The sequence below is a fragment of the Pedobacter westerhofensis genome, assembly GCF_900182595.1.
GTDB classification, from domain to species: Bacteria; Bacteroidota; Bacteroidia; order Sphingobacteriales; family Sphingobacteriaceae; genus Pedobacter; species Pedobacter westerhofensis.
In genome coordinates this window covers 304,779-330,715 of the sequence record NZ_FXTN01000008.1, presented here as the reverse complement: position 1 = coordinate 330,715, position 25,937 = coordinate 304,779, and the positions used below count along the sequence as shown (strand labels likewise).

Here is a 25,937-nt window from a genome sequence, read left to right as displayed (position 1 = left end):
AGCTGCTTTTGCTCAGTGCCAGATGGGGGCGGCGGGAATTTATTATCTTTGGTAGTACTTAGTGGAGCATCCGCTACTACGCTCGGCAGCCAGTGGGGGGGTCAGTTTGACCCGAAACAGAGGGGGCACTTTCGCTGAAATACGCAGAGGCAGAGATAATACAAGAAATGAAAAAAGAAGCTAGGTCAGTTACCAATTATATGCAGGATTATGCTTCATCCTTAAAGGCTGTAGAAATTACTCCTATAATAAGTTGGAAAGATGCGATCAAAAACGTTGATGTTAATTTCCAATTTGAAGGTGATGATAAGTTCATCCCAATGAGTCACAAAGGTACTGGGTATCGGAGGCTATTTATGGTTGCTCGATTTAGATATTTGGCTGAGAAAAATAAAGGTCATAATGTTATTTACCTAATTGAAGAACCTGAAACCTTTTTACATCCTACTGCTCAACATGACTTACTAAACGCTTTGAAAGAACTATCTGTTGATAATCAGGTAGTCATATCGACGCACTCACCAGTATTCGCAGGAGCTACTGGAATTGAAGGTGTTGTTCTGTGTACAAAGGTCGGCCAATCTAATTATGAAAATGCAAACTTAGACAACCCACAGCTTTTTTTAAGAAAGATAGTAGATGAATTGGGAATCAAACCTAGCTTCAACTTGAGAGATCATCATGAGAAAATTGTATTTGTGGAGAGTTCCAATGATGCAAAATTTTACAATTTGATCTGTGAAAAACTTTTAGATGGTACTTTGACCAATAGCGAAAAGATATTGGTTCTCCCGTTTGGAGGTGGTGAGGATATTGAAAGTTTTTTAAATCTTGACTATTTTGATAGATCGGGAAGACCTCTTTACCTAATAATTGATAGTGATAAACAAGAAAATAAATTTGAAAAGCAAAATGGTCGTGCTATTAAATTCTCTCAAGATAAAGAGTTGGGAAAAGCATGGGTTTTACATAAAAGTTGCATTGAAAATTATTATCACCCAAGGGCAATTGAAAGGCTATATGCTTTGAATAGTAATGTTTTGATTTTTTTAAAGAAGACGATAACGTAAGAAAAATTATGAAGCAGATTATAGCTGACAGGGAACTAACAAATAAAAATATCAAAGAAAAAAATAATTTTAAGATCTTTAATTCCATGACATTAGAAGAATGGGTAGAAGTTGTCGATGACGGTTTAATACAGTTTTTATCTGAAATAATAAAATAAAAATTTAGAGACTTTCGGTTCATACGATGACAGAGAGCAGTTTCCGAGCAAAAGTTTGAAATGGGTATCACCACCATTTTAAAATTCCCCTTCACGCCCCAAAACCTCACTTAACATCTGCAAATCATCCACAAAATAGTTTGAAATCGGAATCTTTACGGCCACAAAAGTTCAGTAGTACTCAAGTACTATCGAACTTTTTTTTCTTAACTTTGGATGATCATTCCTAGCTAAGAAGTACAGCTATTTTGGTGCGATTTTATCCTGTACAGTAGTCACAAATGGATATTATTTTATCCATATTCGCTATTTTTGGATAAAATAATATCTATTAATCAAATCGGGTAAATTTCTTGTTAAACAACTGAAGATTGGGAACTGTTAATTTTTCATCACGTGTTCATTTATGTCATAAAGGTGAAGAGATTCAATTGAAGGATGGACATAAATTTAATATGTGTTCATTTTTTCGATAAAAATGAACACATCGGAAGAATAGAACCTATTATAAGGGGGGGCTGATGCGAAAGTGATTGATAATCTCAGCGAAAATAATGCTAGGTTGTACCCATAACTATGCTTTAAGGTCAAAAATTGAGCTAACCTTAAAATGAATACTAATTTAAGGTTAGCTTAATTTCCCTTCATTGTTTTAAGGTCAAAAACTAAGCTGGCCTTAAAAAATACTATTTTTTAAGGCCAGCTTAGTTTGTATATTTGTATATGGCTTATGTAATAAATCCTGACAGAACTAAACCATGGAATGGTCTCCCTGAGTTGCCAATCGACAAGATACTATATGAAGATATAGATATTTACCGTCAGCTTGGGGATTCTAAGGCTGCTTTGGCAAGATTACAGGGGCGAAGTATTGCAATCCCCAATCAAGCCATGCTAATTAATTCAATAAGCTTACAAGAAGCGAAAGCTTCAAGTGCTGTAGAAAATATTTTTACAACAGACGATGAATTGTATAAGGCCTACAGTGAAAATCCTGCTAATGAACCACAAGGGCCGACAAAGGAGATCTTAAATTATAGGAAAGCATTATGGATGGGGTATGATCATCTCAAGCAGCATGATTTTGATGAGAACTATTTTGTGAAAATGTATAGAATTGTAAGCCAGTTCAGTGACGGAATAAGAAATCCAATCGCACAAGTCTATATTAAAGAAGGGGGGAGCGGACCAAACGCAGGCACAGTTTTTTATACTCCACCAAGAGGTAAAGGGATTATTGAAGCGAAACTTCATAACCTATTGGAATTTTTAAACGATGATAAAACGTATCCATTAGATCCTCTTCTAAAAATGGCAATAGGGCATTTTCAGTTTGAGGCAATACACCCTTTCCGAGATGGAAATGGAAGAACTGGACGTATTTTTAATATTCATTATTTAACTAAAAAAGGCCTTCTGGATTATCCTATATTATTTCTGAGCCGGTACATTATCGATAATAAAGAGGAATATTATGGAGGGTTAGCTGGAATAACGCAAAGAGGCAGTTGGAAAAAATGGTTATTATACATGCTCAAGGCAGTAGAGGTAACAGCAAATATTACATACTATAAGATAAATGATATCATATCTGCTAAAGATGCTATTCTTGAAGCGATCATTGATGACAATGAAATTAGTAGACCGGAAAGCCTTGTAGATGCGCTATTTACCCAACCATATACAAAAGTAAGGCATCTTACTGACCGAAAGCTTTTTGCGGAAAACACTGTGCGAAAATATCTCGATAAATTGTCTGATATGGGTATTTTAGAGAAACGAATAATGCAAGGCAATAGCTATTATTTAAATCTCGAACTTTATCGCATTCTCTCAGAATAGTTTGAAATTCGTTTCACCACCATTTCAAAATCCCCCTTCACGCCCCAAAACCTCAACAACCATCTGCAAATCTTCAACAAAATAGTTTGAAATCGGAATCTTCGCGGCCACGAAAGCTCGGTAGTACTTAAGTACTACCGAGCTTTATATTTCAATTCTTCCACCGATTAATGTCTATTCTGAGCTATTCTATTTATAATCTGAAAAATTTGTGATTTAAGTCGTTATAGTCTGAAAATATTTGTAAATAAGCTGCTGCTGTAGCAGTACAATAAGAATTATTTGTATTTATGGATAAACTTATGCCTAATTCTTTTCTGCCTCTAGCCAGATACATTAAATTTACAGTTAGCAATACCGTTTGTTAATATAGCAAAAATGGATATTATTATATCCATTTTTGCTATATTTGGATATAATAATATCCATTATGAAGTCAAAGCAGGTAGTTGTCTTTCCCAAATACCAGAAGATTTGGGACAAGCTTGGTGAGAATATTAAATTAGCTAGGAAACGACGCAACATTACGGCAATTCAGCTTGCTGAACGTGCAGCAATAGAGCGGGTAACACTTCGCAAAATTGAGCGTGGTGATCCCAGCGTATCGATGGGAGCTTATTTTAATGTGTTAAGGGCACTTAACCTACATGAAGATTTTCTTAAGCTAGCTGTTGATGACGAACTGGGCAGGAAATTACAGGATCTTAATCTGTTATCATAATGGCAGTAAATAAAACAGACATCTGGATTTACGCACACTGGCAGGGAATGATAAGGCCTGAATGTATCGGAATTTTATCTGCCCAACAGAGTAAAGGTAGTAAGGTTTTTAGTTTTGCCTATGATAGAGATTGGTTGAGTACTAAAAACAGATTTGTATTAGATCCTGATATTGATTGGGTAACCGGACCACAATATTTAAGTAATAAAAACAACTTTGGCGTTTTTATGGATTCCATGCCGGATACATGGGGAAGACGGCTTATGCAGCGGAGAGCTGCTCAAAAAGCATTAGAAATGCAGCAACCAGTATCGTCTTTATATGAACTTGATTATTTACTGGGAGTTCATGATGTCACAAGAATGGGAGCTCTACGTTTTAAATTAGATCCTGATGGCCCATTTCTCGATGATAATCTTGACACTCCTGCTCCGCCAATAGCACATATAAGAGCATTGCAGGAAAGTGTGAGGGAATATGAAATGGATGAAGATGGTAAACATGCAGATAAATGGATGCATGTACTAATTGCACCTGGATCTTCTTTAGGCGGTGCAAGGCCGAAAGCCAATATTGTGGATACGAGTGGCAATCTGTGTATAGCAAAATTCCCTTCTAAAAATGACACGACCGATAAGGCAGCGTGGGAATACTTAGCTTATCAATTAGGCCGGAAAGCAGGGCTTGTTCTTCCATCCTGTGACCTTATTAAAGTTCGTGGGCCGTATCGTACATTTTTGTCCAGAAGATTTGATCGTTCTGGAGATGAAAGAATACATTTTGCATCTGCGATGACTATGACAGGAAACAATGAAGACTTGATCCGCGATTTAACACCTAGTTATTTAGATATAGCAGAATTCCTTCAATATTCGGGGGGCAAATATATTGAAGAAGATCTGCACCAGTTATGGCGACGGATAATTTTTAATATGACAATATCAAATACTGACGATCATCTTAGAAATCATGGGTTCCTTCTGAATGCTGATGGATGGAGACTTTCTCCTGCTTATGACCTCAATCCATCGACAGATAAAGCTGGGCTTGCCATTAATGTCGATTCGCATAATAATGCTTTAGATTTGGATCTTGCTAGGAGTGTTGGCCTGTATTTTCAACTTCAGGACACCCAAATGGAAAATATTATTGAAGAGGTAATTTCGGCTGTTAAAGAATGGAGAATTGTGGCAAAGGAAATTGGAATTTCTCGGGCAGAGCAGGAAGTTATGTCTCCTGCATTTCAACGTGCGAACTCCTGAAAGATAATGTAAATCTGGTTGAAAAATAATAAGTTAATTTTTTGAATAAATTTATTTTGTTCAACTTTGTGTAAACACGCTTACCCCGCTTCCCACAGAACAGCGCGCTCAGGGTGAGCTTTGTTTTGCTAAAGCATCAAATATTATTTAAATCTTGAGCTAATTTAATGGTTGAGAAAAGTTTGAAATACGTCTCAATACCATTTCAAAATCCCCCTTCACGCCCCAAAACCTCAATAACCATTTGCAAATCTTCCAGAAAATACTTTGAGATAAGAATCTTCGCGGCCACAAAAGTTCGGTATACTCAAGTACTACCGAACTTTTTTATGTTAGTGCGTTATTAGCCTTTCAGGCTAGTAACGCATTGTAATAATAATTTTGAGCTACCAGCTCATTATTGGCGCTTATCGGCTCATTTGCAGTGCTACTTAGTTACATCAATATCTAACAAGCCATGATGTATATTACATGGATAAGACCACCTCAATTGTAATTGAGATTTGTAATTCTGAAGATGATTTTAAGCTCTCTCGACACTTTCCTTTTTAAAAAAAGAGGCCAGATTCTGTATGATCCAGCCTCTGCTGAGTAAAACGTTAAAATTTTAGAATGATAATCTAAGGGAATTTTTTCATTTCTTTCCAGAAGATTTCATCTCCAGTATAGTAGTCACCTTCTGTGATGAAGGTTTTACATATACATCCTGGATTGAAGCTTTTGCTGTTAATTGGTTTAAACCCTTGACCCTCTGCTGTTTCGTATACCAGGAATAAACTTACTATACAAAGGCAGCCGTTTGGAACAGAAAATTCAAATTCATGAGCATCGGTCTTTTTCATGTTCTTGTTGCACACCATGGTCTGCGTGTTTGCATCTGCCTTGTAAAGCCCGTCCCTTAAACGTAACAGTGATACGCTTACATTGACTTTGCACTGAAAACCCTTGTAAGGGAATTTTACTTGTGAAGGGATAAAAAGCTGGGGCAGCTGAACCTTAATCTTGTTTGCAGCTAATACTACCACTGGCGGTCTGCCTAACAGTTTAGCCACAGTTGATCTCGCATCAAACTCAAAATCATCTAAACCGGCAAAACTATCTCTGTCAAAATTATACCGCTTTGATTTGGGCGCTCTGCAACTGCCCAGGATCTGCGCGAGTCGACCGCTGAGCCTGTTCTTTATACCTTGGTTTGATACCCCTTGCAATTGTACTTTCAACGTGCCTCTAATCTTAGACCCGAGGGCCGATCCCATCCCAAAAGTGTTTGCTGCCCTCTTAGTCTCTAGTGTTTGCTTCATTTTCCCCGGTGCACATCTTGGCTTAACATACTGAACTCCATTCATTACTCTAAATACCAGCGGACCTAGTACGCCTGATATTAAATCTCCATTTTTTCTGGCCATTTTTTCTATGTTTTAATTTTAAACAAATGTAGTACAGAGAGTTGATAAATTCAATGGTTGGACCACAGCCCTTCCTCTTACTTCCTGCGTCATCCGGCCATTACCTGAATTTTCTGCATAAAAGAGTGTTTTTTGGTCATTGGTAATAGAGTATCCGCAGGATTTCAACGGGCTTTCCGGGGGGCTTGATTTGGATGACTCCACAGAAGCAACATTTTAATAAAACTTTCACACCACTAAAAACGCTAGAGTTTTTAGCGGAATAAGAACAGAATTATTGTAGAGTTTCTATGGAGTTAACCAAACTGAGGTACGGCTGAAAGGGAGGCTAAGGTGGGGAGAGCGATGACTGCTCCATTACATAATCTTTAATATCCTAACGGGGGTCATTATGCTCCAAAATACCCACCAACTAAACCGGTTAGAATAACGCGAGGGTTACCCACGTAGCCGACTAGGTTCTGAGTAGCCTTTTTTGGAAGAACCCAAGTTTAGAATATCCTCATTTACCATTTTTCGGTTATACCCAGCAACCTGGCTATGGATTGGTTGCTTTCTCCACAGGACTTCAATTGAATTATTTGTCGGATATCTAACATGTCTTTTCGGTACCACCTATATTTTACAGGATTTATTTACTTATAAAATACAATTTGTTTAAGTCGCCCGATATGACTAGATCAATATTTGCCAGTATATGCAGCGGCACTATTTTGCCAGTTGCTATATAGTGGTTTTTTTCTAAGGAGCCTTAAAATGGCAAATGAAATTGAAGAAAGATGATGGCAAAGGAATTTTTTTGAACTTATATGCTTTTTCTGTATCCTGAAATTCGAATTGTCAATTATCAAAATTATCAATTTTCATACACTTGAAGATCTCAGAAAATCTTTGTTTGACAAAATTGACTTGATGCAGCTATTTTTTGTTATGGAATTGATTTTGAGTTGAATTTGTTACAAGTGATCTACATCAGGAATTTGGTGTTTAGGATATCGATTTCTGAAATGCCAATTCGATCTTTTTTGCGGAGAAGTCATCAATCTGCGTTCCATTTTTGCAAGAGATTTATGTACCATAGGTGGTCATTTCTATGTTAACCATTGAAAAAGCACATGTTTGGAATCTTCATTTCAAACATGTGCGGTAATTACAATATACATTTTTACAGCTCCGGATCCTATCAAATAACAAGATGCTTGTTATAAATCTGATTTTTTACTAAGTCTACAAGTCATCTGGTATTACGGTCTCAACGGCTTTCACAGTCTTGATTATTGTAATTTTTGGACTTTGATCATTTGGTACAACATCAAATGAAATACGAACTCCATATCCTCCAATATTTGGTGCCCAATGTACTGGAGCATTAGTTAAAAAAGGCCTTGAATAAGAAATTGATGCATTATTAATTACAGCCTTAGAAATTTCTCCATTATCAGTGATATATTCATTTGAATAAAATTGTTCATTAGCGTTAACAGGTGCTGTGACTTTTATCAAGATCATTTCTTTCTTTATATTTTGAATCGATGCTCCAGTTGGAGTTGTATTAATTACATCAGGATTCCATATAATAGAAAATGAATTTAGATCCAAGTCATACGTAGCTGTTGTTATAGTCTTTGTTTCCAAATTTTCATGAGAACTTGATCTGACAATACTTGGTACACCAACTATATTAAATACACCCAGTCTTTTTGTGAACAATGGAATGATACCACTATCGTCAGAATATAAATTTTGTGTACCTGAAAGAAGCGTATTCACAGTTCCTAATCCTGTAGGAGAACCAATACTAGTACCTTGAAGTTTAATCGATGTATTCATTTTAAGGTTTACTTTTTCAGTACTATATCCAGTGCCGCCCGAATTTTTCCCTAAAATAGCATTAAAGATACTTTTAGGAAGTCCCTTAATAGGATCTGATGTCGCAACGTAAGAAAGAACGGTACTATCAATCTGATCTATTTTTAATTTGCCCAATCCACTACTGAAAATTGTTTTTAGAGCAGTGGATCCTCCGATACCAATCGAACTTAAGCCAAGATTTAGTGATCCGTTTAAAACACTGGACCAAAAACTACCAGAAGCTGGTTTAGGAACTTGGATTGTACCGTCAATAGTGCCAGTCTGAGTTCCTTCAAATGTATAGTTTGTCACATTCTGCGCATAGAATCCGAATTTTAGAACATTTACGCTATAATCCTGATCGGACAGTGATTGATCGTAAGCCAATTCAAATTGTTCCGCATACCAGCATCCATTTGGTTGTACCTTTTTTGCCCCCTGAACTTTCGTGGTATAAGCCAGTTTAATCGAATTATCAAATAACTCACCTTGTTCAAAATTAAGAATATTCGAATTATTTGATGCATCTGAAGCCCCATTTAGTCCAAGCTCCCACACAATATTTTGAGTAGAACTAAAATTAGAATTATCTAGATAATAGTAGATCCTCATAAGCCCTCTGAACCTATTATAAATAATGAAATATTTTTTTTGACTATCTATCAGTGTACTAGAAAACGTATTTGAATATAATTCCCAACCATCGCTTAATTTATTGTCAGAGATGTATTCTGTTGGAAATTCCCTTGATGTTCCTCCAGCAAAAGGAGATAGAATATTGCTGCTAGCCCAAGGATAATACTGATTAGTCCAAACCAAATCGGACGGAAGTATATAGTCAATTGCTTTATCATTTTTTGAAGGTTTATTTACCGGCTCATCTTGAGTTTTTTTACAAGCTGAAAATCCTAATATGATAAGTAAGGAAGTGCAGAATAATTTTTTGTGGTTTTTCATAAGCGTTTTATTAAAGATTTAATAGTTTATAATCTTACTGGAAGAGGAAAAAAGGTTTAAAATTTGATTTAACATCAATTTGTATTTAGTGATTTTGCCGTGTCCCATTGTTCCTGACTATTTAGCTAGAGAAAAACCTATAGAGTGCTCATGGTTCTTGACTTGGAGATTAATGGGTTCCCAGCCATTCTACCTAGACCCACACTGTTATATAAATTTGACTTTATTTTTCAGGTAGTAGTTTATCTGATTTTTTATGAAGATTTGCATCTTTACTATTTTCTGTTTGAACGCTCTGTTAAAAAGAATTTAATAAAACCGCAGTCGTTGGATTCAGGTGTGTGTTACTTTTATCATATAGCTTAATGTTTGGCCTTAATTTTATGAGAAATAGATGTGATTTTTTCTAATGTAAATATTTAGATGTTCTAATTCTCAGCTATTACACCAATTGATATATAACCGCTGTTTATTAAGAAATAGTCGAGGTAAATGCATAGGAGCCTTTTAAATAGAATATACGCATGCTCCCAGCACAACCAGCCCCTTTGAATATGGGAGGTCAGTATCGTATAGAATATCTAATAATAATAATCTGGGCATAAAATTAAGAATTTAGCTTATTAATATCGGCTGTCGATGAATAGATTGCCTAAATGGGAAATTTTCAAATACCGTTTATCATTTTTTTAATCCATTTTATGCAGCTATGTCTAAAGGAATTGTTTTTCTGCCAAATCAAATATCAGCCTGAGATCGATAAAATACTATAATATAACTCAAATGTCCGCTAATTGCTATATTATTATAAAGGTCAAAAACTAAGCTGAGCCTTAAACATTTAATATATTAAAGTTTAGCTAAATTGTATATTCAAGCCAGTTCAGTGACTAAACAAGCAATCCAATCGCACAAGTGTATATCAAAGAAGCCGCAGCGAACCAAACGTAGGCACAGTTTTTTACACTTCACCGCAGATGGAAGGGGATTATTGAAGCGAAACTTTATAACCTATTGGTTTATTTAAACGATAATAAAAGTATCCCTTAGATTTCTTTTAAAAAATGCGATAGGCTTTTCCAGTTTGAAGTTAAACACCCTTTTCGGGACTGAAATATAAGAACTGGTTTGAAAACGGGTTTACCACCATTTCAAAACCCACCTTCACACTCTAAAAGCTCAATAACCTTTTATACATTATCTGCATAATAGTTTGAAATCGGAATTTTTGAATTCGAAAAAGCTCGGCAGTACCAAAAATGCGGAGATTTTTGTGTCTTCTCAATTTTAATACTTTAGCAGATTCAATGTATTATTCGACTGATACGGTTTTTGATAGTTACAGCCCCTCAAAAATGTGGTAGGTGGATGAGATCAGAAAAATCGAATTAGATATCAAAAAATATATGTAAAAGCCAATCCAGCGGCGCTTGAACTTGAATGTATCAGTGCTATGGCATAAGTATGACTTACGACTGATTAGTTATATTAGATAAAATACTGATTACGAACTTGATATTTTTGAAGACTTCAGAACTGACGTAATGCCTTTTCTTCCAAAAGGAACCATTTTTGACAACGACCTGTACTTAATAAAACAATATCTTAAAGTTATATCACACATCCTTCAGAGCAGGAAAATATCAGGCTTTTAAGGCATTATTATCAAAACGTGAAGCTGAAATAACTAAATCGGCCGAATGTGTTGATTTATATACTGTTGGATTGTCTTGTACAAAGTGGAGTACAATTCACAAATGGCTATTATATAAAGAAATAGCGCCTAAGGACTTTTTAAATTAAGCGTACGAATTTGCGGAGAAGGAGAGATTGCTTAGACTTATGTCAATATTTGATTACAAAGAGCCGAGTATTCATACCGCCAGAAGAGAGAAGCTGGTAATTAAAGTTTACTGGAAGGATGAGGACACTTTGGTAATTAAAAAAAAAAAGGAATGTGTAAATCATTGCGCAGATAGGCAGTTGCGATAAATTGGTTACTATCGAATATTGCTTTGTTTGACCATACAAAAAAAAACCACTGCATCCCAATAAATGACAAGCAGCTCGTGATGGGCGGGAATTTCCTGAAATTTGAGGTAACGGCGATATAATCTTTCCTATATTGGTACTAATAACATACCAGGAAAATAATACGAATATTGTGGAAATAGGAATAGATAGTTTTGCATCAGCAATGTATGGCAGCAACGAGCTTAGCAGCGTTGATGCGATGGAACAGTTACTGGAAAGGATTTCCCTGGCTGATGAAGCTGGTCTGGATATTTTCGGCATCGGTGAGCATCACAAAAAGGAATTTCTGGATTCTGCTCCGGCGGTGATCTTATCAGCTGCAGCCGTCAGAACTAAACGTATCAGGCTAGCCAGTGCAGTTGCTGTTTTGAGCACTTCTGATCCGGTACGGGTGTATCAAAGCTTCGCGACCCTAGACCTGATTTCCAAAGGCCGGGCAGAGCTGGTGGTTGGCCGCGGGTCTGCTATAGAGTCATATCCGCTGTTTGGATTTGATCTTGAAGATTATGATGCGCTGTTTAAAGAAAAACTGGATTTATTGCTCCAGATACGTGACCAGGAGTTTGTCACATGGTCGGGCAAATTCAGGCCGGCGTTGAAAAATCAGCCTGTTTATCCAAGGGCGTTACAGGATAAACTGCCGGTTTGGCTTGGTGTAGGAGGTACGCCAGAATCCTTTGCCCGTGCGGGATCATTGGGCTTGCCCTTGATGGTTGCTGTAATTGGTGGCGAAACAGAACGTTTTAGGCCATTGGTTGATCTTTACAGGCAGGCGGGCCGCAAGGCGGGATTCAACCCGGAGCAACTAAAAGTTGGCCTGCACTCGCCTGGTTATGTTGCTGCCAATATGGAGCAGGCCGTTGCACAATATTATCCCGGCTATGCACAATTGTGGACGAGGCTGGGCAGAGAACGTGGCTGGCCACCGGTAACCGAGGCGAAGTTTAAGAATCTGATCGCCCCTGGAGGTGTCCTAGTTCTAGGAGGACCAGAGCAGGTAGCTGAAAAATTAGTAAGGCATAGCGAAGCCTTGGGCGGTGTTGACCGTTTTACTTTTCAAATGGATAATGCAGGCCTTAATCATCAGCAATTACTGAAGTCGATAGAATTGATTGGTACAAAGGTAATTCCTATGTTGAAGAAATAGTTTAGAACGTTGCAGTAATAAGTCAAGTTCCAATTACATCTCCTGTTTAAGGTCTAAAACTGAGCTAGCCTTAAAAAATTGATATTTTAAGGCTAGCTGTGGTCACACTTGATCCTTACTGTGCAACGCCCTAACCCGGCCATTTGATCTGACCTAAATAATGACTGTTTGAAACCCTGGACTGGTCGTCTGATATAAATGCGATGTAGATTTCTACAATACTGTTTTTTTTACATGCAGCCAGCTGCAGTAGTTCTGATCCTACCGCCCTTTGTGCACCACTTCTAATAAAATCAGCGCTTTTTAATTCCGGGTAAAACGCCAGCACCATTACATGATCTTTTTTTGATGCTCCTTTTTCCAGTGTAGTAGTATCCCAGCTAAACTTCAATCCTTCTTTCACCACCTCTACAGCCAGATTTTCGGATAACGGCAAATTCCCATATGCAAATAATACTTTGGAGTAATCAATGTAAAGTTCTGGAAAGGTGCCTGAGATCAATTTTAGCATTATTTTAACCGCCGCATTGTGATGATTACAGCTGGGATATACGCTCGTTAGATAATTGTATCCGAATTTGATAAAATCTTTTACCGGAGCAAGTAAAGTATTTGTGAGCTCCATCCGCTTTCGCTGGTCAGTTTCTATCCGATCTTTTTCTTTATTCCTTTCCGGAATTGAGCGCAAGAGATTTTCACCGTTTACGATGTAAGCTATTGCTTTGCCTAATCTTCCTTTGAAAGGACCATTAAAGCCGTTTGGTAATTTTGCCATTTTGATTTCGATTTAAATGTTTAATAAAATTTCAATCAAATTCTCATTAATTGCAAGTAAATCAATTAGTTGTCACCATTTGGCGGAAATCGGCGCGAAATATATCCGCCCAGCCCCAAACATTGCTTAAAGATCGTAGGACTTTGGGATATCAATTCAACATCAAAGCTTTCAGTTGGAGATCAGGTAAAACTAACGTACCCAAGGATAGGATACCGCCAGGCGATAGGTAGCTGAAGGGTAGCTTAAAGCCAGCTGATCAGGATACGCAACAAATGTCCCAACCACCAACAGGCACTCAAAGTTCAGTTACACCTGGGTTTTTTTCCATTTACCCTTCTTAAAAAGGATATAGGCAGCTATAGTTAATCCAATCTCTGCGGTAGGAATAGAAATAAACACCCCCTTTGGCCCCATTTCAAAATATTTAGCCAGCAGATAAGCAAAAGGAATCTGGAACACCCAAAATGTAAAGAGATTGATTTTTGTTGGTGTAGATGTATCTCCTGCGCCATTAAAGGCACTCGTAAAGATCATGCCCATACCATAAATGATAAAACCAAAGCTCAAAATCCTGAGTGATAGAGTTGCTACATCCCTGACTGCCTCGTCCTCGGTAAAAAACGACGCAAACAAGTTTCCGCAGGTCAGGAATAAAATACTTACAACCGCTAAGATCACTACCGCATATCTGATCGTTTGATATACCGATTGCTCGGCCCTGTCCACGTGTCCGGCACCCAAATTCTGACCAACCAAAGTTGCAGCTGCATTGCTTAATCCCCATATCGGCAGCAGGAAAAACATCATGAGCCGTAATGAGGTTTGATAACCTGCCGAGCCTGTGTCTCCACCGGTAGTGGCCACCAATTCTGCCAGGAAAATCCAGCTGCAGCTCGCAATCACAAACTGTAAAATGCCCGGAGCTGCAATTTTTGTAATTGCTTTGATCTGTTCCCATTCGGGTATAAAGTACTGGGGACGGATCTTTAGAATATTTTTACCGTTCCATAGACAGTAAACCTGATAGCAAACGCCCAGGCTGCGGCCAATAGTAGTCGCCATTGCAGCTCCCGTTAAACCGAAAGCAGGTATCGGGCCCAGGCCGCGAATAAAAATAGGGCACAGAATGATGTTGGCGATGTTTGCGATCCATAAACTGCGCATTGCAATCGCAGCATTACCGGCCCCTCTGAAGATCCCGTTAATCAAAAACAACATGACGATAATTATGCTTCCACCCATCATAATGCGGACAAACTCAGTTCCATGATTAGCGGTTTCAATTGAAGCCCCCATGATCAGAAGGATATCTTTGGCATATATAAAACCGGCAATGCTGATAGCCACATTCATCACAAATGCGATTACAATAGTTTGCATTCCTGCTTTGGCTGCCGCTTCAGGATTCTTTTCTCCGATGCGGCGGGCAACAACAGCCGTAGCGGCCATGCTCAAGCCAATCGCGAGCGAATAGATGACAGTAAGCACCGACTCTGTAAGCCCTACTGTCTGAATCGCGATCCTGCTGTTTTCCAGATGCCCCACAAAATAAAGATCAACTAAAGCAAAAACAGATTCCATCGCCATTTCCAGCATCATAGGAATAGCCAAAAGGACAATCGCTCTCTTGATGCTGATCGATGTCAAATCAACTTCGCGGCCCGCCAGGGCCTGTTTTAAGACGGAGAAAAAAGAAGATATCTGGTTAGATAGTCGCATAAAGAAATTGAGAATCGTTAACAGGTATATATATCACCTGGAGGATAAAAGTACTCAAATCTTTGAATCGATCAAAACAGACAAAATATCTAGGAATTGAAAATGCCGGGATACTTATTTCTGGCGCAGCGATAGTAAACCTGCAGCAGTTGCAAGCAGTAATCCCGCAACAAGATACTTGCGGTGAGCTTTGGGTTTTCCCGGAATTCCCCAGCCCCCATAGACAGCGTTCCCGTAATCCACAGGACCAAAAACATTCCCATCAGATTTTGCGATTGGATCAGCATTTTTTAGGTACGTACGGATAACCGCGCCTGTGATCCCACGCGTTAATGCGGGAAACAAGCCGTATGATACCCTCAATAAGGTAGATACACTTCCGATCATAACTTCAGCCCGGGGTTTTTCCGCCAGTTTCACTATCGCGATGGCTACACGGCGGGGATCATATACAGGAGGAGCAGGCTTTAGGTATTTGCCGGTATAGTTTGCTGCATGTTGTATCCCCGGAGTATCTAAAAATGCCGGAAAGGCATCGCAGATATGAATGTCTGGCCAATCCGCCAGTTCTGCTTTCAGAGCTGCTGAGAATCCCCTCAGGCCAAATTTGCTGGCAGAATAACCTACTCCGAAAGGAACAGGAAGAAATCCGCCGATAGAGATATTATTGATCAGCACACCGTGCTTTTGATGTTTAAAATAAGGCAGAACAACATGCGCTCCGTTAATGTAACCCATAAGATTGGTATCAATCACCTGCTGATGCACAGCCAATGGCACCTCATCAAAGCTGCCTACGGCGAGCAGACCGGCATTGTTTACCCATATATCTATTTTGCCGCCAAAGGCTTTAGCCTCTGCCGCCAGTTCGATCATCGCACCTGCGTCGGTTACATCAGTAATGATGGTTTTTACCTGCGCCCCCAGCTGGGAACATTCATCTGCTACTTCACGCAAAGCTTCCGGATTTCTCGCAGCCAGAACCAGGGTAGGTTTGTGTAATGCAAATTCTAAAGCGATTGCTTTTCCTGCTCCGCTTGAAGCTCCTGTCACCACTATTGTCTTATTTGCCAGCATAATATTATAAATTACACATTCTTAACCCCTCAGAAATGAGTAATGTTTTAATAAAGGAAGCTTAGTTGATATATTTACTAAAGCAATTACTGATAACAATGATATTAAAATCGATACTTACAATTTTCTTTCTAACCCTCATCATGCCTGTATTCGCCAATACGGATATTGAAAATAAACTGCTCGCAAGTTATAAAAGAATAGATTACTGGTATGAGCGTCAGAATACTGAGCCTGAAGCGGCGCTCGGTGATTCTCTGGTAAAGGCTAATCAGACTTTTCAGTCGATGCTGTTAAAGTATACAGCAGATCGTTCAACATTAGCTGCGGAATTTAAATCACTCAAAGAATCCGGCCTTACCATTGCAACTTCCGAAGACGGCCTTTTCCGTATTTACTCCTGGGATACAGAACTCGGGGGAAGCATGCACATATTTTACAATGTTTATCAGTATAGTTCCGGAGGAAAAGTTTACGCAAAGACAATCTCTGATGGAAAGTTTGAAGCAGGCAGATGGTTTTCAGATATATACACGCATAAAGTGTCTGGTAAAACTTATTATCTTGGGATCGCGCATTCCATCTATTCAAGTAAAGATAACAGTCAGGAAATACGTGTTTTTAATGTTTCAGACGCTGGCTTAAGTGATCAGGTGAAGCTGATCAAAACCAGGAGCGGATTAACCAACAAGCTGCGGGTTGATTTTGATTTCTTCTCTGTTTATCGTCGCCCTGAAAGACCGGTTAAACTGATCACATATGATAAAAACATCCAAGTAATTACTATTCCCCTGGTAGACCAAAAGTATCAGGTGACCGATAAGGTTATCACATACAGATTTGATGGTAACTACTTTATCCGTAATTAACGAAAGCTTAAGAAACTTAAATCATCGCAATTGGCACTCACCAAAGAAGAACGGCAAAAAAACAAAACCCTCCTTTTAGCTACGCTAAACTATCTTTTAGAATATCATTCTGGCGACATGGTATTTGATGGTTACAGTCCTTCAAAACAATGGTTCCTGCATGATATCAGGCGAACTGAAACTGATATCAAAAATTACAGGACAAAAGCGATCCAACGGCGCTTAGAGCAGCATATCATGCTTTTAAAGTATAAGTTTGACCTCGGTTTGAATCAGTATATCAAAGACAATACTGTTTATGACATTGATATTTTTGAACAGTTTAAAACTGATGTTTTGCCTGTTATTTCAAAGAGGAAAATTGAAGACAATGATTTATATCTGGTAGAAAGATATCTTAAGGCTTATGGGGCAAATCCCGGAGAGCAGGAAAACGTTAGCCTGTTAAAGACATTACTGGCAAAACGCGAAGTTGAAAAAAGTAAGTGGGCGGAGCTCACTGAACAAATTACGGTAACGTTTTCCGTTGGGGGAAAAGGAGGACACCGCTGGCTGTTATCTGAAGCGTTAGCACCTAATGGTGTTTTTAAATTAAGTGTACAATTCAGTGGTAAAGAAGAGTATGCTTTGACTTATGTTAACATCGCTTTACCCGGAGGGAACGGAGGCATCTATATCATTAGAGGGTATAAATTACCAATTAAAGCCTATTGGAAAGATAATCACACGGTAATAATCGAGACAAAAAGGGAATATGAGGCATCCTGTGCATATCAGCAAATCACCAGCTATGGCGAACAATTTAATATCGAATACACATTCGTTTAATACATAAAAAGCCAATAGTCTCTTACAACTATTGGCTCAAACTACGACACCAAAATCTTTATGATAAGCTATTTCTCATCTTTAGATAATGAATATGGATATGCGGAGGGATCTGAACCTCTTGCTTTATTTGGTTCTGCCGACATTTTAAAGTTTAAAACTGCCCCGTTCTGCAATCCGCTATGGCTGATCCAGTTTTTTGAATAGTCTTTACCATTCAGCTGCAGCGACTGTACATAACGATTATCATCGCTGTTTGCCGGTGCATTGATGATCACTTTTTTGCCGTTATCCAGTGAGATCGTCACTTTTTTGAATAATGGAGCGCCCAGAACGTACTGGTCTACACCCGGTGTTACCGGATAAAATCCCATTGCCGAGAAGATATACCATGCAGAAGTCTGCCCGTTATCCTCATCACCGCAATAGCCGTTAGGGATAGCCTTATACATCCTGTTCATCGTTTCCCTAACCCAGTACTGCGTTTTATAGGGTGCTCCACCATAATTATACAGGTAGATCATGTGCTGGATAGGCTGGTTGCCATGTGCATACTGACCCATACCTGCAATCTGCATCTCGCGGATCTCATGGATTACGTTACGGTAATTCTGCTCATCAAAGATCGGCGGCATAGAAAATACGGAATCCAGTTTCTCTACAAACTTTTTGGATCCGCCCATCAGCTTTGCCAGTCCATCCACATCATGGAATACCGACCAGGTATAGTGCCAGCTGTTGCCCTCAGTAAAGGCACCGCCCCATAAAAAGGGACGGAAAGGAGTCTGAAATGTTCCATCCTGATTCTTTCCGCGCATCAAACCTGATGCAGGATCAAACAAGTTCCTGTAGTTCATGGCCCTCTTTTTGTAAATATCAGTTTCCGCAGCAGGTTTGCCTAAAGCTTTACCTAACTGGTAAATCGTGAAATCATCATATGCATATTCCAGTGTCTTGGCTGCATTTTCCCTCACCTTAACATCGAAAGGGATATAACCGAGGTCATTGTAATACTTCACTCCGTCGCGCCCAACGGCAGCCATTGGCCCTTCGTTGTTTGCTCCGTGTTTCAATGCTTCCCAGAGTGTATTGATATCATAGCCGCGTAATCCTTTGATATAGGCATCAGAAACTACTGAAGCAGAGTTGTTGCCAACCATGATATTTGCATAGCCCGGACTGCTCCATTCTGGCAGCCATCCACCTTCTTTATAATCGTTGATCAGACCTTCCTGCATTTCTTTATTGATGGCAGGGTAAGCCAGGTTAAGGAATGGATATAAGGCCCTGAAGGTATCCCAGAAGCCGGTGCCGGCAAACATGTAGCCTGGCAATATTTTTCCATTGTAAGGGCTCCAGTGCACGATTTTATTATCCCGGTCCAGTTCGTAAAGCTTATTAGGGAAAAACAGGGTACGGTACAGGCAGGAGTAAAATGTCCTGAGCTGGTCCGTGGTGCCGCCTTCTACCGAAATCTTGCTTAAAGCTGTATTCCAGGTAGCTTTTGCTTTGGCCTGCGTAGCGTCAAATGAATCACCTGCCAACTCTCTCTGCAGGTTTAGCTCAGCCTGATCAAAACTGATAAACGATGATGCTGCTTTTGCAGTTACCTTTTCGCCTTTGGCAGTTTTAAACCCGATCACAGCACCGCTATGATCACTTGTTAATTCCAGCTGGCTGCCCAGTGCATCGCCTTCAAATGTTTTTGTGAGCACAAAATCCTTATTGAAGATAATGACAAAATAGTTTTTAAAGTTTTTAGGGAGCGGGCCTCTGGCATATTTGGTAGTATAGCCAATGATCTTTCGCTCACTGGGAATGATCTTAATATAGGAGCCTTTGTTTTGGGCATCTACCACTACAAATGCGCTATCCGTCTCTGGAAAAGTAAAGCGGAACTGTGCAGCGCGTTCTGTAGGCGTAATTTCTGTAGTAACATCGGCATCTGCCAGATAAACACTGTAATAATATGGTTTTGAGAATTCGGCGTTGTGGCTAAACCAGCTGGCGCGGTCATCATCTTTAAACTTGAGGGATTTGGTGACAGGCATCAGGCTGAATGCGCCGTAATCGTTCATCCATGGAGAGGGCTGATGCGTTTGTTTAAACCCGCGGATCTTATCAGCATCGTAAGTGTAAGCCCATCCATCTCCTGATTTTCCTGTCTGGGGTGTCCAGATGTTCATTCCCCAGGGTAAACCGATAGCAGGATAAGTATTTCCTGTTGACAGGCTGGGCTTGGACATGGTGCCCATCATCGGGTTTACATATTCAACGGGATCGCTGATCGTTTTTGACGTCTGGGCAAAAGCGGAGGAAACAGCTATGCTTAAACAAGCCAGTAATAATTTTTTCATAGCTTAACTAATTGAAGGATTCTGAACGTATGCCGCCCAAAGTTCATCCAGGTTTTTACCAGTAAGCTTGTTCCAGCTGTCTGCCGTATACGTATGGTCGCGCAGTTGCTGATCAATAGTTTTGATGATTTCCGGTTTAACCTTGCTTTCCATCCAGACGAAGAACCTGGCTGTAATCCGGTAACTGTTTTTATAAGTATGCTCTGGTTTTAAAGCAGGCAGCGTCCAGTTGGCGCCGGGGTTATCGATCCCGAACTTATATCGTACAAAGTCGGCAATACCTTCAGTAAGCCAACCAGGGCCTACGCTTCTGCCGTAATTCTGCACGATATGCATTCCCTCGTGGGTCACCACATCGATGTCGCCGGGGTGTTTGCTCATGTAGGCCGGGCTAAATACGATCACGCCATCAGAAGTAGCTGCCACCCCTTTATAGGCTGTGTCAATAAAGAATTTTACTTCTTTGAGTGTTTTGGGATTATATTCTTTAGCAAGTTTTGGATACACCTCAAAAAAGGTAGCGACTAATTTTTCTTTAAGTTTTGGGTCAAAACTTTGGTCATTGCTTTCATAGGTAAGCGTATACTTTCCTTTTTTGATGACTTCCTGTGCATGGAGCTGTGTGCCTGTTAAGGCAAGGCCGATACATGCCAAAATAAGGTGATTTCTTTTTTTCATATGTGTGCTTGTAATAGTTAAAAAGGAGACGTCCATTGCTGAACGTCTCCTGTATGTTATTTAGTATCCCGGATTCTGCTGCAGATTAGCATTTAAATCTCTCTGCTGCTGCGGAATTGGGTAAAGTGCTTTGGTAGCTGCCGTTGGCGTATGGTCCCACCAGGTACCTGTAGTAAATTTGCCAAACCGGATCATATCGTCTCTTCTGAAACCCTCGAATATAAACTCGCGGCCACGTTCTGTGAGCAGCTCGTCCAGCGTAAGTGTGGCTGCAGTATACGGTACATATGTACTGGCTGCATATGCGCGCTGTTTAGAATCATTGATCAGCTGCAGTGCATCGGCGGTTGCCGTACCACCATTCTTGCGCATCAAAGCTTCGGCTTTCGCGAAATAGATCCAGGTTAAACGGTACACGTTCCAATCTGTATTGTTATAATTCAGATCAATTGCAGGAACCCCGCCCGGACCGGCAACCTGGTTACCCAATTTGTACTTATTAAAACGTACACCGCTGTTTTCTTCGCCTTCGCTCATGTTGGACACCGTAGAGTTGGTTTTATTTTTTTGGATGTTATCAACAAAAGTTAATTGCAGTCCATTGTATTCCTCAGAAGCTAATACTGGTGTAACTCCATCGGCAAATTTCACCTGAGGACCTATGCTCAGCCAGCCGGACTTGCGCAGATCAGTTGCCTCGTATTTAGTATAATTGCCCGGAACAACCACAATACCATCATTACCACCACGGCCGCCACCATAGATTTCCTGTTGCTTAAAGTGGTAAAATTCTCCCGGCCATGAGGGTTCAAAGTTTGCAATGGTAAAGTTATAGGCGATAGAGAAAATCACTTCTTTAGACAAATCATTGGTTGTTTTATACTGATCTGTGATGTTTGGGTCCAGTGCCATAGTTCCGTTTTGCGCTCCTCCGGCACCATTGATCACCTGATTAGCCGCGGCAATACAGTCGTCCCAGCGTGCAGTGCCCGTCCATATTTCGGCATTCAGATAAAGCTCGGTCAGCATCGCATAGGCACTGGCCTGCGACATACGTCCCAGCTGTGCTCTGGATAGCTTTGGTGCTTTGTCTATATTTTCCTTTATTTCTTTTTCTATAAAATTGAAGACATCCTTCCTTGCCATCGTTTCAGGTCTTGCAGGAACACCTACCTGTGTCACTACAGGGATATTTCCAAAAAGGTCCATCAGTTTCAAATAATGAAAGGCGCGCAGTAATTTGAGTTCCGCCAGGAAGGAATCTTTCTCTGCCTGGGTAAGCCCCATGTCAGTAAGGCTTCTTTTTTCGATATTCTCAATCGGGTCATTGCAGAATCCTACACCGGTGTACATTAACCTCCAGGCGTTGTTCAGTCCCCCCTCATCAACAGTCCATGTGTGATAGTGCAAGCGTTTCCACTTGCCGCCATCTTCGCCGTGGCGCCCCTTTGTTGGCCACGCCAGCTGATCTGCAGATAGTTCTGCCGGTCTCCACCAGCCATCCTGACCAGATGGGGTTACCCAGGCATTGGCATGGGTATATGGCCTTAATACGGCCGATAAAACCTCGGTTTTATTGTTATAAAAATTATCTGCAATCAATTGGTCGTAAGCATTTTCTTCAAGTTGCTTTTTACAGGCTGAAGTCAGCATTACGATAAACATTCCTATATAGGTGATATATCTCTTTTTCATTTAATTATATTTATGTTTTATCGGTAATAAAGCTATCATCAGCATGAGCATCGCTGTTTATCAGCTGTATGCTGATGATGGTTTCATCTTTACTTAAATTAAAATCCAATGTTTACGCCGAATACATACGATCTGGTAGAAGGGTAAGCGCTGCGGCTGTCAATACCCAGTACCCTGCCGGTATTGTTGGGGTCACTTCCTATACCAGTATCCTCGATATAATCCGGATCGCTGCCGCTGTAGCCCGTGATCGTAGCCAGGTTCTGGCCGGTCACATATACAGATAACCTGTTGATGTACTTGTTTTTGATCTTGAAATCATATCCAAAAGTAACCTCATCCAGTTTCACAAAGGATCCGCTTTCCAGGTAATAATCTGAGTACATGTAGGTATCGTTGATCTGGCTGTATTTGCCGAATGTGCTTTGCAGCAGGTTACCGCTCCAGGTTTTATTGGCATATGAGAGTGCTGTGGCGTTCAGGATATCGTAGTCGAACTTACCTCTCAGGAATACCTTTAAGGATAGGTTTTTATATCTGAAGTTGTTGCCCAGTGATGCATAATATTTTGGAATGGCGTTACCAATTGGAGCAAGATCAGTCAGGTTACGGTCTTTGGAGTTGTTGATCTGCGCATTTAAGACCGCCTCACCTTTGCGGTTATAGAATAACCATTTGCCATCTGGTGTAAAACCTGCAAAGCGCTTGCCCCAGAATTCGCCAAGTTTTCCTCCCTCATAAGTGGTATAGGCATCGCCCAGTGCACCTGCACCACCAATGGGCCCAAATGTCTTGTATAATACCTTGTACTCGTCATTTGAGTATGAGTCAAGTGTATTCTTCAGGGTACTGGCAGTTGCCGTAATATCCCAGCTGAAATCAGGACGTTTCATTGCCGCATAGCTCATTGCAAGTTCGATACCTTTTGAAGAAATCTGTCCAACGTTGGTATATAGTGAACTTTGTACAAAAGGAGGCTGCGGAGAAGTATAGGTATCCAGCAAGTCCTTCACTTTACGCTGGAACAAGTCTACCGAACCGGAAAGCTTGTTGCTAAACAGCGTAAAATCTACCCCGACATTCGTTTCACGTTTTCTTTCAAATCTCAGGTTAGGATTTGGGTTTCGGGTTGGACCGTAAGTTTCCAGATACTGGCCGTCCGGATAAATGTAACGGCCACCACCGCCCAGTGTTACGCGTGAGGCGTTGTTTGCAAAGCCGCTGTTACCTGTTTCACCGTATCCAACTCTCAGTTTTAAATTGTTGATAAAAGTGAGATCCTTGACAAATTGCTCTTCAGAAAGTAACCAGGCAACCGAAGCAGCAGGGAAGTATCCGAATTTATTGTTGTTACCAAACCGTGATGACCCTTCACGACGTAAGATCACACTTGCGATGTACTTGCTGTTGAATGCATAATTTAACCTTCCGAATAGGGCAACCAGCGTGTTATCGTTTTTGTTACTATTGATAGTTGCCTTACCTAATGCCAGGGCAGATCCCTGGGCAAGGTTATCTTCACGGAACAGGTCATTGATAAAGCCCCTGTTGGAAGCACTGAAGCCTTCTTCGATATGGTATCTGTAGCTATAACCTCCAAGTAGGGTAAAGTTATGTTTCTCCGCAATAGTTTTGCGGTACTGAATAGTAGGTTCAAATGCATAATCCTGAGATAAGAAAGTACCTCTGGCTGCATAGCCCCCACCTGGAAAGCTGGTGTTCTCCACAGAGTTTTCGCCGGCTTTGAGAATGTACTGGCCGTCAACACGGTTATCCCTTAATGCCGATCCGAAAGCAGAGAGCGTAAGCCCCTCAATGATGGTAAAGTCGGCCTTCACATCTGCAGAGCTGGTTTGCTGTTTGCGGTAGTTTGTTTCCTGGTTTAAGCGGGCAAGCTCATTCCTGCTGGTTAAATCGAAACGATATGACCCATCAGGGTTAAAATTTGAAAGTGTAGGGTTTTTGGTCAGCTCACTTTCAAAACCTTCACCACCTAAAAGATTGGCATTATTCAAGTTTGTGGCAAGATTAACAGCCATTTTTAAACGGTCATTCAACCCGGTTTGGCCGATACTTAAGCGGACTGTATAATCCTTACGGCCATTTTGTTCGGCAATACCATCGAGGTCACGGTAGTTGATACTTGCTCTGTAAGTTGTCTGATCACCACCACCGGCGAGCGAAAGACTATGGTTTTGTGAGAAATTATCTTTGTTGATCAGCCCGGAGTAGAAATCCGTAGAGCTTCCGAAATTCTGTTGCTTGATGTCGCCCGAAGCAATTCTAGCGCGGAACTCATCTGCTGTAAGAAAATCAAGGCGCTGGTTCAGCACTTCCTTTCTGATGTAGGATGAATAATTGAATTGAGGAGGTCCTTTTTTGCCTTTTTTGGTCGTCACAATGATCACACCGGCATTGGCTGTTGAACCATAAATGGCCGCGCCGGAACCGTCTTTCAGCACGTCAATAGATTCGATGTCGTCCTGTTGAAGGAGGTCAAGATTTCCGCCGGGAATACCATCAATAACGTAGAGAGGACTGGTACTGCCGGTTACACTTACGGCACCACGTAACTGCACACTTACACCACTGTTAGGGTTGGAGCCGCTTCGCGTCACTTGCAGACCTGCTACTTTACCCTGGATCAGGTCCAGAGGATTACGTGCACCTGTGCTCCTGAATTGATCAGGACCTACATGGGTAGCTGCAGAGGATACTTCCTTAGTGTTTATGGTTCCATAACCAATACTTACTACGCTAACTTCACTCAGGTTATTGTTTGATGAAATCAGCCTGATGGTTCTGTTGGCTGATCCGGCACTTTGAGACTGAGAAACAAAGCCGATAAAGCTAAAACTCAGTGTATGCGTCGCTTCCGCTTCAATGCGGTATGTACCATTTGAATCTGTAAGGACTGTTTTACCTGATGTGGTATTCTTTACGGTTACTCCTGGCAGAGGGAGCCCCTTATCGTCCACCACCTTACCGGTGATGATATTTTGAAAACTTGTTATCTCAACTGTGTTGAGGTTGCTGTAGGCCGGCCAATTCGGTCCGCTGGCTCCCAGTACCATGGCAGGGGCGCTGAGCATCACCATAACTGATAAGCCTGTAAATTTGGGTAGAATAATTTTCATATGTGATTGGTTAGATCATTTTAGAATTAGGGAGAATTAGTTTATGTTTTCCGATTACTAAATCGGTTTACTTTCTAATAGCTGCTATTGGAAAGCATATTTTTCAGTTCAGGGAGAGCTCATGTTACAGCGAAGTTTACTATGGTTAGAATTAGGTAAGGCGAGGAAGTTTTTACGAAAAAAAAGACCTCGTTCACAAAGTTGATCATAGTTCGGTTCAGATTAGTATGGCTAACGCGGGGAGCGTAAAAAATCGAAACTGATATTTTTATAAATTATTTAAAATCAAATGATTATAATTAAAAACCCCTTGAAAAATCGAAACTTATCAAGGGGTTTTTTACAATATTT

17 protein-coding genes are annotated in these 25,937 nt (G+C 40.3%); 8 read left to right on the top strand and 9 right to left on the bottom strand.

Annotated elements, in window-relative coordinates; genetic code table 11:
* The first annotated feature begins 167 nt into the window (after window positions 1-167).
* The 5 genes from FN831_RS17225 to FN831_RS17210 all read left to right on the top strand — a co-directional run bounded on the left by FN831_RS17225 (window position 168) and on the right by FN831_RS17210 (window position 5,053).
* Complete coding sequence (locus tag FN831_RS17225) at window positions 168-1,070, top strand: ATP-dependent nuclease (RefSeq protein ID WP_185960518.1); 903 nt, start codon at window positions 168-170, stop codon at window positions 1,068-1,070.
* Window positions 1,071-1,078: 8 nt separating this feature from the next.
* Window positions 1,079-1,228, top strand: a complete 150-nt coding sequence (locus FN831_RS27740; RefSeq protein WP_185960517.1) for a hypothetical protein — start codon at window positions 1,079-1,081, stop codon at window positions 1,226-1,228.
* 723 nt (window positions 1,229-1,951) lie between these two features.
* Window positions 1,952-3,070: a Fic family protein gene (locus FN831_RS17220; RefSeq protein ID WP_142529417.1), complete on the top strand. Its 1,119-nt coding sequence runs from the start codon at window positions 1,952-1,954 to the stop codon at window positions 3,068-3,070.
* 430 nt (window positions 3,071-3,500) lie between these two features.
* Complete coding sequence (locus FN831_RS17215) at window positions 3,501-3,791, top strand: helix-turn-helix domain-containing protein (protein WP_142529416.1); 291 nt, start codon at window positions 3,501-3,503, stop codon at window positions 3,789-3,791.
* On the top strand, window positions 3,791-5,053 hold the full coding sequence (locus FN831_RS17210; protein WP_142529415.1) for a type II toxin-antitoxin system HipA family toxin: 1,263 nt from the start codon (window positions 3,791-3,793) through the stop codon (window positions 5,051-5,053). The genes FN831_RS17215 and FN831_RS17210 overlap by 1 nt, the downstream gene beginning before the upstream one ends.
* A gap of 620 nt (window positions 5,054-5,673) precedes the next feature.
* Here the strand turns inward: FN831_RS17210 and FN831_RS17205 are convergent.
* Together FN831_RS17205 and FN831_RS17200 are read right to left on the bottom strand one after the other, a co-directional pair.
* Window positions 5,674-6,459 carry a hypothetical protein gene (locus FN831_RS17205; protein ID WP_142529414.1) on the bottom strand — a complete coding sequence of 262 codons (786 nt, stop codon included), beginning with the start codon at window positions 6,457-6,459 and terminating at the stop codon, window positions 5,674-5,676.
* 1,227 nt (window positions 6,460-7,686) lie between these two features.
* The gene (locus FN831_RS17200) at window positions 7,687-9,267 is read right to left on the bottom strand and encodes a hypothetical protein (protein ID WP_142529413.1); all 1,581 of its coding nucleotides are present in this window, start codon (window positions 9,265-9,267) and stop codon (window positions 7,687-7,689) included.
* A 2,164-nt stretch (window positions 9,268-11,431) separates the two neighbouring features.
* On the opposite strand from FN831_RS17200, the gene FN831_RS17195 reads away from it, so the two are divergent.
* Window positions 11,432-12,448, top strand: a complete 1,017-nt coding sequence (locus FN831_RS17195) for an LLM class flavin-dependent oxidoreductase (RefSeq protein ID WP_142529412.1) — start codon at window positions 11,432-11,434, stop codon at window positions 12,446-12,448.
* A 130-nt stretch (window positions 12,449-12,578) separates the two neighbouring features.
* Here the strand turns inward: FN831_RS17195 and FN831_RS17190 are convergent, their stop codons facing one another.
* The 3 genes from FN831_RS17190 to FN831_RS17180 all read right to left on the bottom strand — a co-directional run bounded on the left by FN831_RS17190 (window position 12,579) and on the right by FN831_RS17180 (window position 16,022).
* Window positions 12,579-13,223 carry a DUF6266 family protein gene (locus FN831_RS17190; RefSeq protein ID WP_142529411.1) on the bottom strand — a complete coding sequence of 215 codons (645 nt, stop codon included), beginning with the start codon at window positions 13,221-13,223 and terminating at the stop codon, window positions 12,579-12,581.
* Window positions 13,224-13,532: 309 nt separating this feature from the next.
* Window positions 13,533-14,945: an MATE family efflux transporter gene (locus FN831_RS17185; RefSeq protein WP_142529410.1), complete on the bottom strand. Its 1,413-nt coding sequence runs from the start codon at window positions 14,943-14,945 to the stop codon at window positions 13,533-13,535.
* Between the two features lie 114 nt (window positions 14,946-15,059).
* Window positions 15,060-16,022: an SDR family oxidoreductase gene (locus FN831_RS17180; RefSeq protein WP_142529409.1), complete on the bottom strand. Its 963-nt coding sequence runs from the start codon at window positions 16,020-16,022 to the stop codon at window positions 15,060-15,062.
* Between the two features lie 98 nt (window positions 16,023-16,120).
* On the opposite strand from FN831_RS17180, the gene FN831_RS17175 reads away from it, so the two are divergent.
* The gene (locus tag FN831_RS17175; RefSeq protein WP_142529408.1) at window positions 16,121-16,891 is read left to right on the top strand and encodes a hypothetical protein; all 771 of its coding nucleotides are present in this window, start codon (window positions 16,121-16,123) and stop codon (window positions 16,889-16,891) included.
* Between the two features lie 30 nt (window positions 16,892-16,921).
* A complete protein-coding gene (locus FN831_RS17170) occupies window positions 16,922-17,719 on the top strand; it encodes a hypothetical protein (protein ID WP_142529407.1) in 798 nt (265 codons plus the stop codon).
* Between the two features lie 68 nt (window positions 17,720-17,787).
* Here the strand turns inward: FN831_RS17170 and FN831_RS17165 are convergent, their stop codons facing one another.
* The 4 genes from FN831_RS17165 to FN831_RS17150 all read right to left on the bottom strand — a co-directional run bounded on the left by FN831_RS17165 (window position 17,788) and on the right by FN831_RS17150 (window position 25,586).
* Window positions 17,788-20,076, bottom strand: coding sequence for a GH92 family glycosyl hydrolase (locus FN831_RS17165; RefSeq protein WP_142529406.1), 2,289 nt, complete (start codon window positions 20,074-20,076; stop codon window positions 17,788-17,790).
* 3 nt (window positions 20,077-20,079) lie between these two features.
* A complete protein-coding gene (locus tag FN831_RS17160) occupies window positions 20,080-20,754 on the bottom strand; it encodes a basic secretory protein-like protein (protein WP_142529405.1) in 675 nt (224 codons plus the stop codon).
* A 60-nt stretch (window positions 20,755-20,814) separates the two neighbouring features.
* Window positions 20,815-22,449 carry a RagB/SusD family nutrient uptake outer membrane protein gene (locus tag FN831_RS17155; RefSeq protein ID WP_142529404.1) on the bottom strand — a complete coding sequence of 545 codons (1,635 nt, stop codon included), beginning with the start codon at window positions 22,447-22,449 and terminating at the stop codon, window positions 20,815-20,817.
* A 98-nt stretch (window positions 22,450-22,547) separates the two neighbouring features.
* Entirely contained in the window at window positions 22,548-25,586 is a 3,039-nt protein-coding gene (locus FN831_RS17150; RefSeq protein WP_246101593.1) for a SusC/RagA family TonB-linked outer membrane protein, read from the bottom strand.
* Window positions 25,587-25,937 lie beyond the last annotated feature (351 nt).